15 protein-coding genes are annotated in these 15,014 nt (G+C 41.3%); 7 read left to right on the top strand and 8 right to left on the bottom strand.

Annotated elements, in window-relative coordinates:
• Positions 1 to 126 precede the first annotated feature (126 nt).
• The 5 genes from trmB (at position 127) to ACED29_RS09295 (ending at position 4,512) form a co-directional block, all read left to right on the top strand.
• Positions 127 to 843, top strand: coding sequence for a tRNA (guanosine(46)-N7)-methyltransferase TrmB (gene trmB, locus ACED29_RS09275; RefSeq protein WP_124017173.1), 717 nt, complete (start codon positions 127 to 129; stop codon positions 841 to 843).
• A gap of 35 nt (positions 844 to 878) precedes the next feature.
• Complete coding sequence (locus tag ACED29_RS09280; RefSeq protein ID WP_182698363.1) at positions 879 to 1,205, top strand: YggL family protein; 327 nt, start codon at positions 879 to 881, stop codon at positions 1,203 to 1,205.
• A gap of 6 nt (positions 1,206 to 1,211) precedes the next feature.
• Positions 1,212 to 2,126, top strand: coding sequence for a glutaminase B (gene glsB, locus ACED29_RS09285; RefSeq protein WP_124017175.1), 915 nt, complete (start codon positions 1,212 to 1,214; stop codon positions 2,124 to 2,126).
• Between the two features lie 227 nt (positions 2,127 to 2,353).
• The gene (locus tag ACED29_RS09290; protein WP_182754434.1) at positions 2,354 to 3,166 is read left to right on the top strand and encodes a YggN family protein; all 813 of its coding nucleotides are present in this window, start codon (positions 2,354 to 2,356) and stop codon (positions 3,164 to 3,166) included.
• Positions 3,167 to 3,570: 404 nt separating this feature from the next.
• Positions 3,571 to 4,512, top strand: a complete 942-nt coding sequence (locus tag ACED29_RS09295) for a LysR family transcriptional regulator (protein WP_124017177.1) — start codon at positions 3,571 to 3,573, stop codon at positions 4,510 to 4,512.
• A 647-nt stretch (positions 4,513 to 5,159) separates the two neighbouring features.
• Here ACED29_RS09295 and ACED29_RS09300 read toward each other — a convergent pair.
• The 8 genes from ACED29_RS09300 to ACED29_RS09335 form a co-directional block, all read right to left on the bottom strand.
• Entirely contained in the window at positions 5,160 to 7,016 is a 1,857-nt protein-coding gene (locus tag ACED29_RS09300; protein ID WP_371697522.1) for a DUF885 family protein, read from the bottom strand.
• A gap of 176 nt (positions 7,017 to 7,192) precedes the next feature.
• The gene (gene hemW / locus ACED29_RS09305; protein ID WP_371697523.1) at positions 7,193 to 8,332 is read right to left on the bottom strand and encodes a radical SAM family heme chaperone HemW; all 1,140 of its coding nucleotides are present in this window, start codon (positions 8,330 to 8,332) and stop codon (positions 7,193 to 7,195) included.
• On the bottom strand, positions 8,333 to 9,004 hold the full coding sequence (gene rdgB, locus ACED29_RS09310) for an RdgB/HAM1 family non-canonical purine NTP pyrophosphatase (RefSeq protein WP_124017180.1): 672 nt from the start codon (positions 9,002 to 9,004) through the stop codon (positions 8,333 to 8,335).
• Between the two features lie 266 nt (positions 9,005 to 9,270).
• Positions 9,271 to 9,669, bottom strand: coding sequence for a DUF4426 domain-containing protein (locus tag ACED29_RS09315; protein ID WP_371697567.1), 399 nt, complete (start codon positions 9,667 to 9,669; stop codon positions 9,271 to 9,273).
• Positions 9,670 to 9,760: 91 nt separating this feature from the next.
• Complete coding sequence (yggU, locus tag ACED29_RS09320) at positions 9,761 to 10,075, bottom strand: DUF167 family protein YggU (protein WP_124017181.1); 315 nt, start codon at positions 10,073 to 10,075, stop codon at positions 9,761 to 9,763.
• A 20-nt stretch (positions 10,076 to 10,095) separates the two neighbouring features.
• On the bottom strand, positions 10,096 to 10,644 hold the full coding sequence (locus ACED29_RS09325; RefSeq protein ID WP_124017182.1) for a YggT family protein: 549 nt from the start codon (positions 10,642 to 10,644) through the stop codon (positions 10,096 to 10,098).
• A 231-nt stretch (positions 10,645 to 10,875) separates the two neighbouring features.
• Positions 10,876 to 11,694, bottom strand: coding sequence for a pyrroline-5-carboxylate reductase (proC, locus tag ACED29_RS09330; protein ID WP_182698369.1), 819 nt, complete (start codon positions 11,692 to 11,694; stop codon positions 10,876 to 10,878).
• A gap of 198 nt (positions 11,695 to 11,892) precedes the next feature.
• Complete coding sequence (locus tag ACED29_RS09335; protein ID WP_273057716.1) at positions 11,893 to 12,579, bottom strand: YggS family pyridoxal phosphate-dependent enzyme; 687 nt, start codon at positions 12,577 to 12,579, stop codon at positions 11,893 to 11,895.
• Positions 12,580 to 12,606: 27 nt separating this feature from the next.
• Here ACED29_RS09335 and ACED29_RS09340 point away from each other — a divergent pair, with 27 nt between their 5' ends.
• On the top strand, positions 12,607 to 13,644 hold the full coding sequence (locus ACED29_RS09340; protein ID WP_011638307.1) for a type IV pilus twitching motility protein PilT: 1,038 nt from the start codon (positions 12,607 to 12,609) through the stop codon (positions 13,642 to 13,644).
• 12 nt (positions 13,645 to 13,656) lie between these two features.
• A complete protein-coding gene (locus ACED29_RS09345; RefSeq protein ID WP_124017185.1) occupies positions 13,657 to 14,769 on the top strand; it encodes a PilT/PilU family type 4a pilus ATPase in 1,113 nt (370 codons plus the stop codon).
• Positions 14,770 to 15,014 lie beyond the last annotated feature (245 nt).

Raw genomic sequence — 15,014 nt, forward strand, 5'->3', positions numbered from 1 at the left:
AAATGATCTATTACAGATAGCAATTGCGTAACGTGCTAGTTAAGAGTGGCTTGATGGCATATAGCCACTAGCTGATTTTATCACTAGTTACACAGCACAACAGAATACGCAGACAACGAGGCAAAAATGAGCGACGTTACCACAGCTGAATTTAACGAAGAAGGTAAGTATATTCGTAAAATCAGAAGTTTTGTTTTACGCGAGGGCCGTTTAACTAAAGGTCAATCTCAAGCAATTGAAGCATATTGGCCAACAATGGGGCTTGATTACACTCCACAAGCGTTGGAGTTAACTCAAGTGTTCGGTCGCGATGCTGATACCGTGTTAGAAATCGGTTTTGGTATGGGCGCATCATTAGTGCAAATGGCAAAAGCTGCCCCAGAGCAAAACTTTATTGGCATAGAAGTTCATAAGCCAGGTATTGGTACGTGTCTTGCGGATGCTGGTGCTGCTGAAGTCACTAACTTACGTGTATATCATCACGATGCAATGGAAGTGTTAGAGCACAGCATTGTTGATGGTTCACTTGAGCGCGTTCAATTATTTTTCCCAGATCCTTGGCATAAAAAGCGCCATCATAAGCGCCGTATTGTACAAGCTGAGTTTGTACAGCTTATCCGCCGTAAGCTTAAGATTGGTGGCGTGTTTCACATGGCAACCGATTGGGAAAATTACAGCGAGCATATGTTAGAGATAATGAATGCAGCAGAAGGTTATAAAAATCAATCAACAACTGGTACAGTTGTCGAACGTCCAGACCATCGTCCGCTAACAAAGTTTGAAGCAAGGGGCCACAGACTTGGTCACGGCGTATGGGATATCATGTTTGAGCGTATCGCTTAATCACAACTACACTTTCAGCAATCGGAGAATACACCATGGCGCAAAATCGTAGTCGTCGTTTACGTAAAAAATTACGAGTTGATGAGTTTCAAGAGCTAGGTTTTGAAATTAACTGGACCTTTGATGAGTCAGTTTCTGAGCAAGATATTGATAACTTAGTCGATCAGTTTCTTATTGAAGTTATTGAACCTCGTCAATTAGGTTTCCACGGTGGTGGACACAAGCAATGGGAAGGTATTATTGCTACCCAAGCTATTGGTAAATGTACTGATGAAGATACTGCAGCAGTCAAAACATTCTGGAAAGATAAGCCTGTTTCTAACCTTGAAGTCAGTGATTTATATGATATTTGGTGGGGTTAAGCTAAATTGCCAGAGCAATTATTACTTCAGCAAGCTGTCGATAAAGTAAAATCGCTTTTGGGTAAAGGCAAGGTGGCAGGATATATTCCTGCTCTTGCCTGTGTTGACCCTAATAAAATAGGTATTGCAGTCACCACCATTGATGGTCAAACAATTGGTGCCGGTGATTACCTCGAACCTTTTTCAATTCAAAGTATTTCTAAAGTTTTTAGCTTAACTCTGGCACTGAATTTATATACCGAAGATGAAATCTGGAGTCGGGTAGGCAAAGAACCCTCAGGACACTCGTTCAATTCCCTCGTGCAGGTTGAATTAGAGCGCGGTAAACCTCGCAACCCTTTTATTAATGCTGGTGCACTGGTAATAGCCGACTTGCTGCAAGCGCGTCTTGGGGCACCTAAGCATCGTATGTTGGAAGTGGTCCGCCAATTAAGCCAAAACCCAATACTCACTTACGATAAAGTCGTCGCGGACTCTGAGTTCCAGTTCAGCGCCCGCAATGCATCTATTGCTTATTTGATGAAGTCATTTGGTAATTTTGACGGTGACGTTAATACCGTGCTTAAAAGTTATTTTCATTATTGTGCATTAAGAATGAATTGCGCTGATTTGTCTCGGGCTATGTTCTATTTAGCTAATCGTGGTAAAACGCTCGATGGCGACAGTTTAGTATCGCCTGTGCAAACTCGGCAACTCAATGCATTACTGGCAACATCGGGACTATACGATGGTGCTGGTGAGTTTGCTTACCGCGTGGGTATGCCGGGTAAAAGTGGTGTGGGCGGCGGGATTATTGCGGTTATCCCTGGTGACATGTCAATTTGTGTCTGGTCACCTGAGCTTGATGTTAATGGCAACTCACTTGCCGGCACTGCGATGCTTGAGCACCTCAGTCAGCAACTCGGTCGATCTATTTTTTAGTTTGGTGCAGATAAATTAATTATTATTGAGATTCGTAAAATAGACTACTTTTTGGTTTATTTTACGAATACACTTCCGCTATTGTTTCTCTACTCGCCCATCTTTTTTGTTTCTAAGCTTTTAATTCAATATAAATCATAATCTTATATTTTTTGGCATAACTTATGCTTTATACCTTTCATATTCGACCTAATTATTGATATTCGTATACCAAAAGGATTTTTATCATGACTAAGCAAAAGTTGATTTGTGGTTTAGCGTTAACGAGTGTGTTATTCACTGCTGGGGCGTTAACACCTGCAATGGCAAAAATGTCATTGAATGATGAGAAGTGTAACGTAACCCTAAACTACGACGTAACGGTTGAGCCGACTACGCTACAAATTAGCGATAATGGAATCGAAAAGTATCGTGTTGAGTTAGGTCAGCTTTATGTTGAGGGTAAAAAAGTGACTCTTACTGACAAACAACAAAAATTACTCACCCAGTACTCAGAAGAACTTTCTCGCCAAGTGCCAGATGTGATAGACCTTGTTGGAGATGTTGTTTCTGTGGCTACTCAAGCGGTTAATATGGCGTTAACACCTATTTTTGGTGATGCAGCTAATGTTCATATCGATAAATTAATGGTCGGTATTCAAAAGCGTGTTGATACCATGGCATATCAACAAGGCGATAAATTTTATTTAGGCTCAACAGAAGCATCAATTGAGCAAGCTTTTAACAAAGAGTTTGAGCAAGAAATGGAACAAATGGTTACCAGTTCAATGGGATCATTAATGATGACACTGGGTAGCCAAATAATGTCTTCAGAAGGGGGGTCATTTGAAGAGAAAATGAATGCTTTTTCACAAAAGATGGACAACGTCGGTGCCGACATCGAAAAGCAACTTGAGTCGCAATCGCAAGGTCTTGAAGATCGTGCCGATAAAGTATGTGATAACTTTGCCACTTTATTAGTGCTTGAAAATCAAACCCGTCAGGCTATTCCTGAATTAGCTCCTTATACCTTAGCTAAGTTAGGTGAAGCAGCAAAGTAACCTATATCGATTTACCGTCAATATGTCTCCCCGACACCTGACCTTCCCCTGTGCTCTTATTAAGACACAGGGGCTTTTTTTTGCGCCTATTTTAACGATTATGCCGCTATAGCTGGTGTTGCTTTGTTCTGATAAAGAGATTGTCAATTATAAATATAGAACCATATAGGCTTTTTTTGCTATACTGGTGCCAATTATAACAAAGTTACACTCTACTTTAGATGTGGTTATATTTTAGAATCTTCAATTGTTGATGTTGATTGACAGTATTCATGTGTTTTGGTGCTTATTTAGCAGTAAAAACATAACAAGTGAATATTGATTTTGATGCTTGGCAAGGTTTAGTTACTAGAACAGATATCTGAAATTATTATTAATGTCGTAACCAGCTTAAGGCGACTTTCATGTTAGAACTGTTAGAACCTATCGCAATTTTTACTCACGTTGCACGAGCAGGAAGTTTTAGTGCTGCAGCCAGACGTCTTGGCATTTCTAAATCTAAAGTGAGCACTCAAGTTGCAGATCTTGAACATAAACTTGGTGTCCAGCTGATCCAGCGTACAACACGTAGTTTAAGTCTTACTGAAGCCGGTAATTTATTGTATCTTCAGGGTGAAGAATTACTTCGCGATGCAGAGCAGGCCGTATCGAGTGTGCACAACTTGAATGATGCAACTCGTGGAGTATTGAAGGTCGGGATCTCGCAATCATTTGGTACTATGCATATTATCCCCGCTTTACCAGAGTTTATGGCAAGACATCCTGATCTTGAGCTGCAAGTCAGTTTACTTGATCATAAAGTTGATGTTGTCAGCGAAGGCTTAGATTTATTGTTAACCATGTCTGAGCAATTGCCGCTAGGTATGGTGGCAAGACCGCTAATGAAGTGTCAATTTTTGTTAGTCGCATCACCGGGGTATATTGCCCAACATGGTAACATTAGCCGCCCTGAGCAATTAGTCGAACACAATTGTTTGGTGTACCAAGGCGAGTGGCATGAACACAGCATGTGGCAATTTAGAAAAGGTGAAGATTATTGCGAAATTGGCGTGTCAGGCAATTTCCGTGTTGATAATGCTCCAGCATTAAAATCGGCAGCGGTGAGTGGTTTAGGCATTGTGTATTTAGCCAGTTATTTGATGGAAGATGAGATTGCTCAAGGGACTTTAGTACCTTTATTACCCGATTGGCAGTTGACACATAACCTTCCATTACAAGCTGTATATCCTCGTCGTAAACACTTGGCTCCTAAAGTCAGTGCATTTATTGATTTTATTAAAACGCATATTAGCAGCCCGCCATATTGGGACGCTAAGTTCGATCACCTGTATAAACTGCGTAAATAACATCAACGCCGGATAATAAGGGCTTATCAAATAGCCATTTTTCCGCGAGCAGGATGATATCTATTCACAATAGGCGTATTGATTTTTCAATAAGCCTATTGTGAAAAAGATATGACAAGTTTGATGCTGCAAACTTAAAACAAATCGCTTTATTCATATTTACTCCCTCTCTTATTTAGCGCTAATGTTAAGGAAAGTGGAAACATTGTTTTATTTTTAAAACAAAGCCTTGCTTGTAGGTTTTATTCTATTTTTATCCCTTTTATATCAAATATTTAAGCTATGTCTTTATTAGTTGATCCGTAACCTGCTAATCAAGGGGTTAGTGATTTACGCTGCTTTAGTGGTTGAAGTCTGTTCTGATATCAATACAATGGTTGTGTGTTGATTCGAAATGATTTGAAGCATGCGTTTGGTTGAGAAATGACCCCTTTTCAATTAAGCGTACAAATCTGCAAGGTAGCAAATTTTGGATCAGAGTTGGCAATGCTTTTCGAACTAAAACAATGCCGGCCTTAAAACCATCATCCTAGTTTATTTGGTTTACCCCAGACTTTGTTCTGGGGTTATTTTTTTGTGGTAATGGTGACATGAAAACGGCAACCTTAGGTTGCCGTTTTACGTTGGTGCAGATGACCCATTGTCAGTTACAGTGAGTTCACTTGTTTAATCCATTTGTTGACTTGCTCTTCAAGTATATCTAATGGCAATGGACCATTTTTCAAAATTAAAGTGTGGAACTCGCGAATATCAAACTTTGAGCCTAACTCTTTTTTGGCTTGTTCACGCAGCTGTAATATTTTTATCATACCGACTTTATATGCGGTAGCTTGTGATGGCATCACAATATGGCGCTCGACCATTTTAATCGCATCGGATTCAGCATTTGGCGTATTTTCAACATAATAGGCAATGCCTTGCTCACGAGTCCACTTTTTAGCGTGGATCCCTGTATCAACCACTAAACGGCATGCACGCCATAACTCCATCGATAGACGACCAAAGTCAGAGTATGGGTCAGCATATAAGCCCATTTCCTTAGGGAAATATTCTGAATAAAGTCCCCAACCTTCAATATAAGCAGTATAACCACCAAACTTGCGGAATTTTGGAATGCCTTGCAGTTCTTGTGCTATAGCAATTTGCATATGATGACCAGGGATCCCTTCATGATAAGCCAGCGCTTCCATTTGGTACTTTGGCATCGCATCCATTTTGTATAAGTTAGCGTAATAAGTCCCTGGGCGAGAGCCATCTGGTGCAGGTTGATCGTAAAATGCTTTACCTGCAGATTTTTCTCTAAATGCCTCAACTTTTTTAACAACTAAATCGGCTTTAGGTTGAATGGTAAACACTTCGTCTAATCGAGTCTTCATATTATCTATGATTGACTTAGCTTGAGCTAGATACTCTGCTTTACCAGCATCAGTATCAGGATAATAAAACTGTTTGTCATCACGCATGAAAGCAAAAAATTCTTTTAAGCTACCCGCAAATTGAACCTTTTTCATAATGACGCGCATTTCGTCATGAATACGCTTAACTTCAGTTAGACCGAGATCATGAATGGTGTCTGCACTCATGTTAGTGGTGGTAGTGCGGGCGAGGGCGTTATTATAAAACGCTTCTCCATTAGGTAGCTTCCATACTCCGTCTTTAGTATCGGCACGTGCTTCGAGCGTCTTGGTATAAGTGATTAACTTTTCATAAGCCGGTTTGACGTTAGTGAGCAGGGCTTGTTTTACTTCATTTAATAAGAGGTCTTTTTTATCATCAGTGATATCGAGTTTATTGATTTTGCGTTTAGCGTCAGCCCATAACGCACTGTCTTTACCTGTATCGCTAAAAGGAGCACCACTAATAATATTTTTGCTGTCGGAAATCACATAAGGGAAAACAAACTTTGGCGCTATGATGTGTTTTTGCGCTCGCGTTTCTAGTGATGTTTCTAATTGCGAGAATAGTGTCGGTACCGCGTTTAATCGGCTGATATAAGCTTTAGTATCACTTTCATCTGTTATTTGGTGTTGATTGATAAGAAATGATGCCACCATTGAATGAACACCGTACATTTGGTTCATTGGATAGTTGTAATAACGCCACTGATCGTCGCTTATGGTGTTTTCTAAATCGGCCTTTAATAGTTCATAACTTAGCAGTGCTTGCTGATCCAGTTTTGCTGTATCAAGCTGGGTTAGTCTGGTGAGTTGCTCTTTGTTGCGAGCGATGTCGGCATCGGCAGCAGCATCTGATAGGTCATTCCATTTACCGTAATCTTGTTTGATACCAAGGTAAGTTTGATTAATCGGATTTGCCATGACGTTTTCCATAAAAATGGCTTCAAACAATGCATTGGCTTTTTCAGATTCACTATGTTGTGTGGCTACAGCTGTACTTTCTTGTGGGTTAGACAGCGGCGCATTTTGTAATTGTGCAAGGGCCGATGTACTTAATAAGCTTGATAAAGCAACAGCAACCAGAGTTGTTTTTGTTTTTATAGACATGGATATCTTCCCAAAGTACCTAAATGTAGGAGCACATCCTAATAAAGCTTTGCCTAAAAGTGTGAATAGAAATGTTAGAGGATGTGTATTTGCGGTCGAAGATTTGTACATTAATGGATAAGGATTAACTCGCAGTTAACTGTTTATTAAAGTAAACCGCGAGTTATATTGTGCAGTTAAATAAATTGAGACAGTAAATCATTTACAAACATATGCCCTTTAGGCGTCAGCTGCCAGTGTGTTGTGGTCTCGGTTAGTAAGCCTCGTTCAATGGATTTTTGCATGCCTTGCTGTACCACTTCTGCCGCTTGCCCGGTACGCTGTTCAAACTCAGATTTAGGAATTGGGAGCATCAATCTAAGGCGATTCATTAAATACTCTAATGGGCGGTCTTCTTCGACGACATCTGTGGTTTCAAAGGTATATTTATCCGCAGTAAGATAACCTTTTGGATGCTTTATTTTAACGGTACGCACAATCTGATTTGATTCGGGCAAGGTGATTTTGCCGTGAGCTCCACAGCCAATACCAAGGTAGTCGCCAAATTGCCAATAGTTAAGGTTATGACGGCATTGGTAACCAGGCTTTGCATAGGCCGATATTTCGTACTGCTCATAACCTAATGCCGCTAAGCGCTGTTGGCCTTGTTCATAAATTTGCCACAGGTTCTCATCGTCCGGTAATTGAGGCGGCTTTGAATGAAATAAGGTATTAGGTTCAATGGTAAGTTGATACCACGAAAGATGTGGCGGAGCTAATGCCGTGGCGGTATCGATATCATGCATGGCTTCATCAAAGCTTTGATTCGGTAAACCATGCATTAAGTCGAGATTAAAACTCAAATAATCTGCTTGCTTAGCTTTTTGTGCCGCAACTTTAGCTTCATCTTCATTATGGATCCGACCAAGCAAGTTAAGTTTTTCTTTAGAGAAGCTTTGCACCCCAATGGAAAGCCGCGTCACACCCGCTGCACGATAAGCACTAAAGTCATCATGCTCTAATGTGCCAGGATTAGCTTCCATAGTGATTTCTATATCATCTTCAAAAGGGATTAATGCTTGTGCACCATCAAGTATGCGTTGAATTTGGCTAGCATCAAATAACGATGGTGTGCCACCACCGATAAAAATAGTATGGATTTTTCGACCTTGAACATAAGCCAAGTCTTGTGTTAAGTCGTTTAATAACGCATCAACATATTGCTGCTGTGGCAACTCACCATTTTGGCCATGGGAGTTAAAATCACAATAAGGGCACTTTTGTACGCACCAAGGTATATGAATATATAAACTCAGTGGCGGTAATTGCAATGTCATTTATGATTGCTCATCCATTGTTATTGTATTGCTCGACGAACTGTTCGATGTGTTAGTCGATAAGATTATGCCTTGGGCTTGCATGGCGCTCACTAACAGTTTCAGTGCTTTACCTCGATGACTGTGAGCATTTTTCTGATCGCCAGTGAGTTCAGCTGCAGAGCAGTCAAAGCCTTGAGGAATAAAAACGGGGTCATATCCATGGCCTTGTTCACCTTGCGGGGCATGGTTAATGGTGCCTTCCCATGATGCTTGGCAAATAATGGGGGTCGGATCTTTTGCATGGCGCATGTATACCAGCACACATTGAAACCGAGCGCTGCGAAGCGTTTCACCCTGGAGTGCATCAAGTAATTTAAGGTAATTGCTGGTTTCAGTTGCCCCTTCACCCGAATAACGCGCGGAATATATGCCTGGTTGACCTTGTAGTGCATCAACTTCAATGCCTGAATCATCTGCAATAGCGGCTTTTCCGGTAATTTCAGCCGCATGACGCGCTTTAATAATGGCGTTCTCAACAAACGTTGTGCCTGTTTCAGCCACCTCAGAAACATTAAATTGGTTCTGCGGTAGTACTTCAATGTTAAATGCCGCAAGCATTTGATCAAATTCGGCAAGTTTGCCTTTGTTGCCACTGGCAAGAACAATTTGTTGTTTGATTGGAGTCTGCATAGGTTTGCTTTTGAAATGAAGAAAAATTTGTCGTTATTATACGCTAACAAAGCCGCGATGCGCTACGGCGCTAGGAACTCTCGGGCTCGCCAGAGTGCGGACTGCGTCCTGCTAGGTTGTAACTCGGTCACAGCTAAGGACAAGCTTCGCTGCTAAGATTGAGTTGCTGGGCGACTAGGCTGTTGATGTTATAACCTCTAGCCGCCAAGCGTCCTAGCAGCGCAGCGCTCTATGCTTTTTATCGCTTGCTATCGAGATTTTAGGCCTTAATCGACATAAAACTTTTGTTTAAACTTCAATGATGTGTTTAGTTGTTTGCCGTACTTAATGGTAATCGTAAAATTAACTTCTTGGTCGTCACGATAAGGCACTTCTGCTATGTAATAGATTGAGTTTCCTTCACGGATTTCTTTAAAATCAAGCGTTATGCGTGCATCAAGTAGGTTATTGGCGATACCCGATATTTCAACTGGCACTGCTGGGTGTCCATCTTGGCTGGTATTGAGAACGGTAATATTAACTAGACCATTATAACTACTGCGTTCAATACCATAGGTTTTGGCTATTTCTGGTGTAATAAAGGTGCTATTGAGCGCCATGTAGTGAATATCGAAATTACCGACTTGCTGTTTTTGTTCTGCCTGAGCTGTACTCGTCATTGCCATCAATGACAATAATAATATCGGTAAAAGTGAGCGAGATAAACGCAATGATTGAAACATGATCTTGTCCTTAGCGAGCTGAGCAATAGGGTTATTATAGATGAGTGAGCTTTAAAAGTGCGGCTATTTCTGCTGGAATAACTTGCGGCTGGCATATTTGTATTTGCTTATGACGGCTATGTTCACCTTTGAGGATATGCACCTGACTTTTTGCCACTTTACAGGCTTTTGCAAGATACTTAGATAAATGAGCATTGGCTTTACCGTCAATTGGAGGTGCAGTTATGGCTATTTTTAATTCGTTACCGTGTAAGCCGATAATTTGATCGCGGCTTGCTTTGGGTTGTAGATAAACAAAAAGCAGCAAGTCACCTTGCTGCTCATCGTTGGAATAGCTTATAGCCGTCATTATTTAGTGATGTCCAACAACTAAATAATCGCCCAAAAAGGGATGTACTGTGCACACAACATATTAATGAAGTTCATGGCAATAAATACTACCAATACAGATAAATCTAAGCCGCCAATTGCAGGCAGTACTTTGCGCACTGGGGCTAAAATTGGTTCTGTTAACTGAGTCATTACCATCACAATTGGGTTGTAACCTTGATTAAACCAACTCAACACCGCTCGAACAAGTAGCATCCAAAAAAGTAATACGCCGGCTTGTTTTACCACAGAAATCACTGAGAACAATACCAAGGTAAGAATATCTACCGCAGCGCCTGCCATGAAAGTAAGTACTAACATTTTTACCATTACGACGATAAAGGCCAGTAACATCGATGAAGTATCAATACGTCCTATCGAAGGCAATAGTCGGCGCATTGGGGCGATAATCGGTTGTGTCGCCTTAACCACAAATTGGCTAAATGGATTGTAAAAATCCGCTCTTGCAAGTTGTAGCCAAAAACGAAGAATGACGATCATTAGGTATAAGTCAAACAGGGTGTTGACTAAAAAACTCATTGCATTCATGGATATTGCCTTACGTTTATGTAATTTAGTGCTTATGTTTATGCTATCTAGTATTTAACACATACTAGGATCAATGCTTCAATTAACTGAGCTTATGTTTAGCAATACAGTACTAAGCTGCAAATATAATCACTCACCGCTCAGATCCGCGCTATTAAAGCTTAGTTTTACCTAAGCTATTTTACACCAAAGAGGTTAACTTTAAGTTAAATATTAGTTCATCTCATCGTGTTAAAATGTTTTAGCCATTTCTTGGGCGCGGGCAACACAGTTTGTCATTGCTTTATCGACTAATTCCACTAAACCGCCTTGCTGAAAAGTTTCAACGGCTCTGGCTGTAGTGCCGCCTTTTGACATCACATTTTGACGCAATTCTGTCACCGATAATTGCTGGTTTTGAATCACCATCTGCGCGGCGCCTAAGGCTGCTTGTTCTGCCAATAATCTTGCTTTGTCTTCTGCCATGCCCATGTTGACCCCAGAAGCGATCATTGACTCAATAAACAAGAAGAAATACGCAGGAGAACTGCCCGCGAGCGCGATAACCTGATCTAATTCAGCTTCATTATCAACCCAGGTCACTTTGCCGCCACTTTGCATCAAGGTTTCGCAAATTGCTTTATGCTCGGCAGAAATACTGTCATCGGCATAAATACCCGTCATGCCGTAACCAATTTGTGTCGGAGTATTAGGCATGGTGCGGATAAGTTTTATTGGCTGTTTAAAATAAACAGCATAACGTGATGCAGGAATACCAGCTGCGATAGTAATGATTAACTTATTGGTTAAATCCAGTGAGCTGAGGTCTTCGCAAACGGTGGCCATTAACTGCGGCTTTACGCTGAGTACAATGACATCAGCAGCTTGTGCTGTTGCATTATTATCATGAGAAACATGAATCGAAAAATCTTGCTGCAAAGCATCCAATTTACCTTTACTTGGATTGGTTGCATGAATAAGGTCACTAGGATAGCCATGTTTAACTAAGCCACTAATAATGCTGCGAGTCATATTGCCCGCACCGATAAAACATACTTTTGCTTGAGTCATTGAGTCTGTATCCAATAAATGAGTGAATTTATGTCCAGTTCGTGTGTATGTTACCTAATTCAGTCCTAGGACGCCACGCTTCTGGGTTCTAGGGCTAGGCCGCTGCACGGATAGATCGCTTCGCTTCTAGGGCGGACTGCGTCCTGCTAGGCCCTACGCTGCTAGGTTCTAGGGTCGCTTTGCTCTATGCTATCAGCTTTATCTCTCGCCAAAGATCGCACTACCGATACGCACCATGGTCGAACCGTTGGCGATGGCGATGTCCATGTCGTTGCTCATGCCCATAGAAAGGGTATCAACGCTAGGATACTGTTGCTTGAGCTGATCAAATAGTTGCTTTAACTGCGCAAATTCTTGTTGTTGGATCTGCTCGTCATTAGTGGCGGTAGGAATCGCCATTAATCCACGTAATGTCAGCTTAGATAAAGAGTTGATAGTAAGCGCTAACGTGGCAACGTCTTCAGCATTGACGCCCGATTTAGACTCTTCTTGGCTAATATTAACTTGAATACACACGTTTAATGGCGGTTTGTTACTCGGGCGTTGTTCATGTAAACGCTGGGCAATTTTATCGCGACTTAAGGTGTGCATCCAATCAAAATGCTCGGCAACAATTTTGCTTTTGTTTGATTGCAATGGGCCAATAAAATGCCATTCGATATCTGGGTAATCTGCCTGTAAGGCGGTAATTTTAGTTTCGCCTTCTTGAACATAGTTTTCACCAAATAGACGCTGTCCAGCTTGATAAGCGGCAATGATGTCACTGATAGGTTTAGTTTTACTCACCGCCAGCAGGCTTATTTCAGCTGATGATCGTGAACAATTTTGCGCCGCTTGATTAATTCTACTCTGGGCGATTGATATTCTGTCTGCTATTGTTGTCATAATGTTGGTTAAATGGATGTCTCTACAATGGAAATCACTGAATTACTCGCCTTTAGTGTAAAACACAAAGCATCAGATCTACATCTTTCAGCAGGCGTATCTCCTATGATCCGCGTTGACGGTGAGGTAAGAAAAATCAATTTACCTGCGTTAGATCATCAAGGCGTCCATAGTCTTGTCTATGACATCATGAATGATAAACAACGTAAAGACTATGAAGAACATCTAGAAATCGATTTTTCATTTGAAGTGCCTAATTTAGCGCGTTTTCGTGTTAACGCATTTAATCAGTCCCGTGGCGCTGGCGCAGTATTTCGTACCATTCCCTCTGAAATTTTATCGCTTGAGCAACTTGGCGCTCCAGAAATATTTAAAAAAATTGCCAGTTACCCACGTGGATTAGTATTAGTTACAGGGCCTACCGGTTCGGGTAAATCAACGACACTCGCTGCGATGGTCGATTACGTTAATGAAAATCGCCATGACCATATCTTAACCATCGAAGACCCAATCGAATTCGTCCATCAAAATAAGCAATGCTTAATCAACCAGCGTGAAGTTCATAAACATACCCATAGCTTTAATGCCGCATTAAGAAGTGCATTACGTGAAGATCCCGATGTGATTCTTGTGGGTGAGATGCGCGACCTTGAAACGATCCGCTTGGCTATGACAGCAGCCGAAACCGGTCACTTAGTGTTTGGTACTTTGCATACCACCTCAGCGGCCAAAACCATTGACCGTGTGGTCGACGTGTTTCCGGAAGGTGAAAAAAGTATGGTGCGCACCATGTTGTCTGAATCGCTTCAGGCGGTTATTTCGCAAACATTAATCAAGAAGATTGGCGGTGGCCGAGTTGCTGCTCACGAAATTATGATGGGTACTCCAGCAATTCGAAACCTCATTCGTGAAGACAAAGTGGCGCAAATGTACTCCGCTATTCAAACGGGTATGTCTCATGGCATGCAAACCCTTGATCAATGTCTGCAAAACTTGGTCAATAGAGGCTTAATTACCCGTGAAGATGCAATGCAGAAGAGCTCGAATAAACAAGCTAATTTCTAAGGAGCTGGGATCATGGATGTTCGTCCATTTTTAAATTTGATGGTGGAAAAAAAAGCGTCTGATTTATTCATCACTGCCGGTTTTCCACCCAGCGCCAAAATTGATGGTGAGTTACGTCAGTTATCCGAAGATAAATTAACCCCAGAGCAGTCGCTGGTGTTTGTTGAATCTTTAATGAGTGATGTACAAAAGAAAGAGTTTCACGATACCAGCGAGTGTAACTTTGCTTTTGCGGCAAAAGATTTAGGCCGTTTTCGTGTCAGTGCCTTCTGGCAACGCGAATCAGCCGGTTGTGTTATGCGCCGTATCGAAACCCAAATTCCTGAAGTTGACGACTTAAAACTGCCGGCGATTTTAAAAGATTTGGTGATGAGTAAGCGTGGTCTTATCATCATGGTAGGTGGTACTGGTACTGGTAAATCGACATCGTTAGCTGCACTGGTTGGGTACCGCAATGCACATGCTCGCGGACACATTCTGACCATTGAAGATCCGGTTGAGTTTGTCCATAACCACCGTAAAAGCATTATTACGCAACGTGAAGTGGGCATTGATACCGAATCATTCGATGCCGCACTTAAAAGCTCATTGCGTCAAGCACCTGATGTGATTTTAATTGGTGAAATTCGTACTCAAGAAACCATGGAGTTTGCGTTGTCATTTGCTGAAACAGGCCATTTATGTATGGCGACTTTGCATGCCAACAATGCTAACCAAGCACTTGATCGTATTATGCATTTAGTACCAGAAAGTAAGCACAACCAACTACTATTTGATTTGTCATTAAATTTACGCGGTATTGTCGCGCAGCAGCTTATCCCTAAATCAGATGGAACCGGGCGTCGTGCAGCTATTGAAGTGTTAATCAATACTCCTCGAGTGGCCAGCTTGATCGCCAAAAACGAGTTACATTTACTTAAAGAAACTATGGGTAAGTCACGCGAACAAGGCATGCAAACATTCGACCAAGCCTTGCTCGATTTGTATGTAGAAGGCGAAATCAGTTATGCCGACGCATTACATCATGCCGATTCACCTAATGATTTACGCTTAATGATTAAATTACAAAATAATGAAGCCGCGTCGTCAGGGACAATGGAAGGCATTACTCTAGACATGGATTAGTGATTATCTTAGTCAGTCAATAAGCTGATAATTCATCAAGCTGTTTATTATTAAAGGCCGTAAGTCACATCTTACGGCCTTTTTTGTTACCATGGTCACCATTATTGTTATCATTACTGTGGTTATCATGACTATTGTTGTGAAAGTTGCGATAACAAAAATACATTAAAAATCTTTTTTTCAGTAACCTTATTCGTATTTTTACGTTGTCTGTTACACATTTTTTCACGTTATATAAAATTGTT

Source organism: Shewanella sp. 5S214, from assembly GCF_041439795.1.
Lineage (GTDB): Bacteria > Pseudomonadota > Gammaproteobacteria > Enterobacterales > Shewanellaceae > Shewanella > Shewanella vesiculosa.

Bases quoted from the DNA above. Each gene is read 5' to 3' on its own strand.
- yggU (WP_124017181.1), bottom strand. From the start codon at position 10,075: ATGACGGCTATAAGCTATTCCAACGATGAGCAGCAAGGTGACTTGCTG.
- ACED29_RS09280 (WP_182698363.1), top strand. From the start codon at position 879: ATGGCGCAAAATCGTAGTCGTCGTTTACGTAAAAAATTACGAGTTGAT.
- ACED29_RS09345 (WP_124017185.1), top strand. From the start codon at position 13,657: ATGGATGTTCGTCCATTTTTAAATTTGATGGTGGAAAAAAAAGCGTCT.
- ACED29_RS09290 (WP_182754434.1), top strand. From the start codon at position 2,354: ATGACTAAGCAAAAGTTGATTTGTGGTTTAGCGTTAACGAGTGTGTTA.
- ACED29_RS09340 (WP_011638307.1), top strand. From the start codon at position 12,607: ATGGAAATCACTGAATTACTCGCCTTTAGTGTAAAACACAAAGCATCA.
- ACED29_RS09335 (WP_273057716.1), bottom strand. From the start codon at position 12,579: ATGACAACAATAGCAGACAGAATATCAATCGCCCAGAGTAGAATTAAT.
- ACED29_RS09295 (WP_124017177.1), top strand. From the start codon at position 3,571: ATGTTAGAACTGTTAGAACCTATCGCAATTTTTACTCACGTTGCACGA.
- ACED29_RS09325 (WP_124017182.1), bottom strand. From the start codon at position 10,644: ATGAATGCAATGAGTTTTTTAGTCAACACCCTGTTTGACTTATACCTA.
- rdgB (WP_124017180.1), bottom strand. From the start codon at position 9,004: ATGCAGACTCCAATCAAACAACAAATTGTTCTTGCCAGTGGCAACAAA.
- proC (WP_182698369.1), bottom strand. From the start codon at position 11,694: ATGACTCAAGCAAAAGTATGTTTTATCGGTGCGGGCAATATGACTCGC.
- hemW (WP_371697523.1), bottom strand. From the start codon at position 8,332: ATGACATTGCAATTACCGCCACTGAGTTTATATATTCATATACCTTGG.
- ACED29_RS09300 (WP_371697522.1), bottom strand. From the start codon at position 7,016: ATGTCTATAAAAACAAAAACAACTCTGGTTGCTGTTGCTTTATCAAGC.
- ACED29_RS09315 (WP_371697567.1), bottom strand. From the start codon at position 9,669: ATGGCAATGACGAGTACAGCTCAGGCAGAACAAAAACAGCAAGTCGGT.
- trmB (WP_124017173.1), top strand. From the start codon at position 127: ATGAGCGACGTTACCACAGCTGAATTTAACGAAGAAGGTAAGTATATT.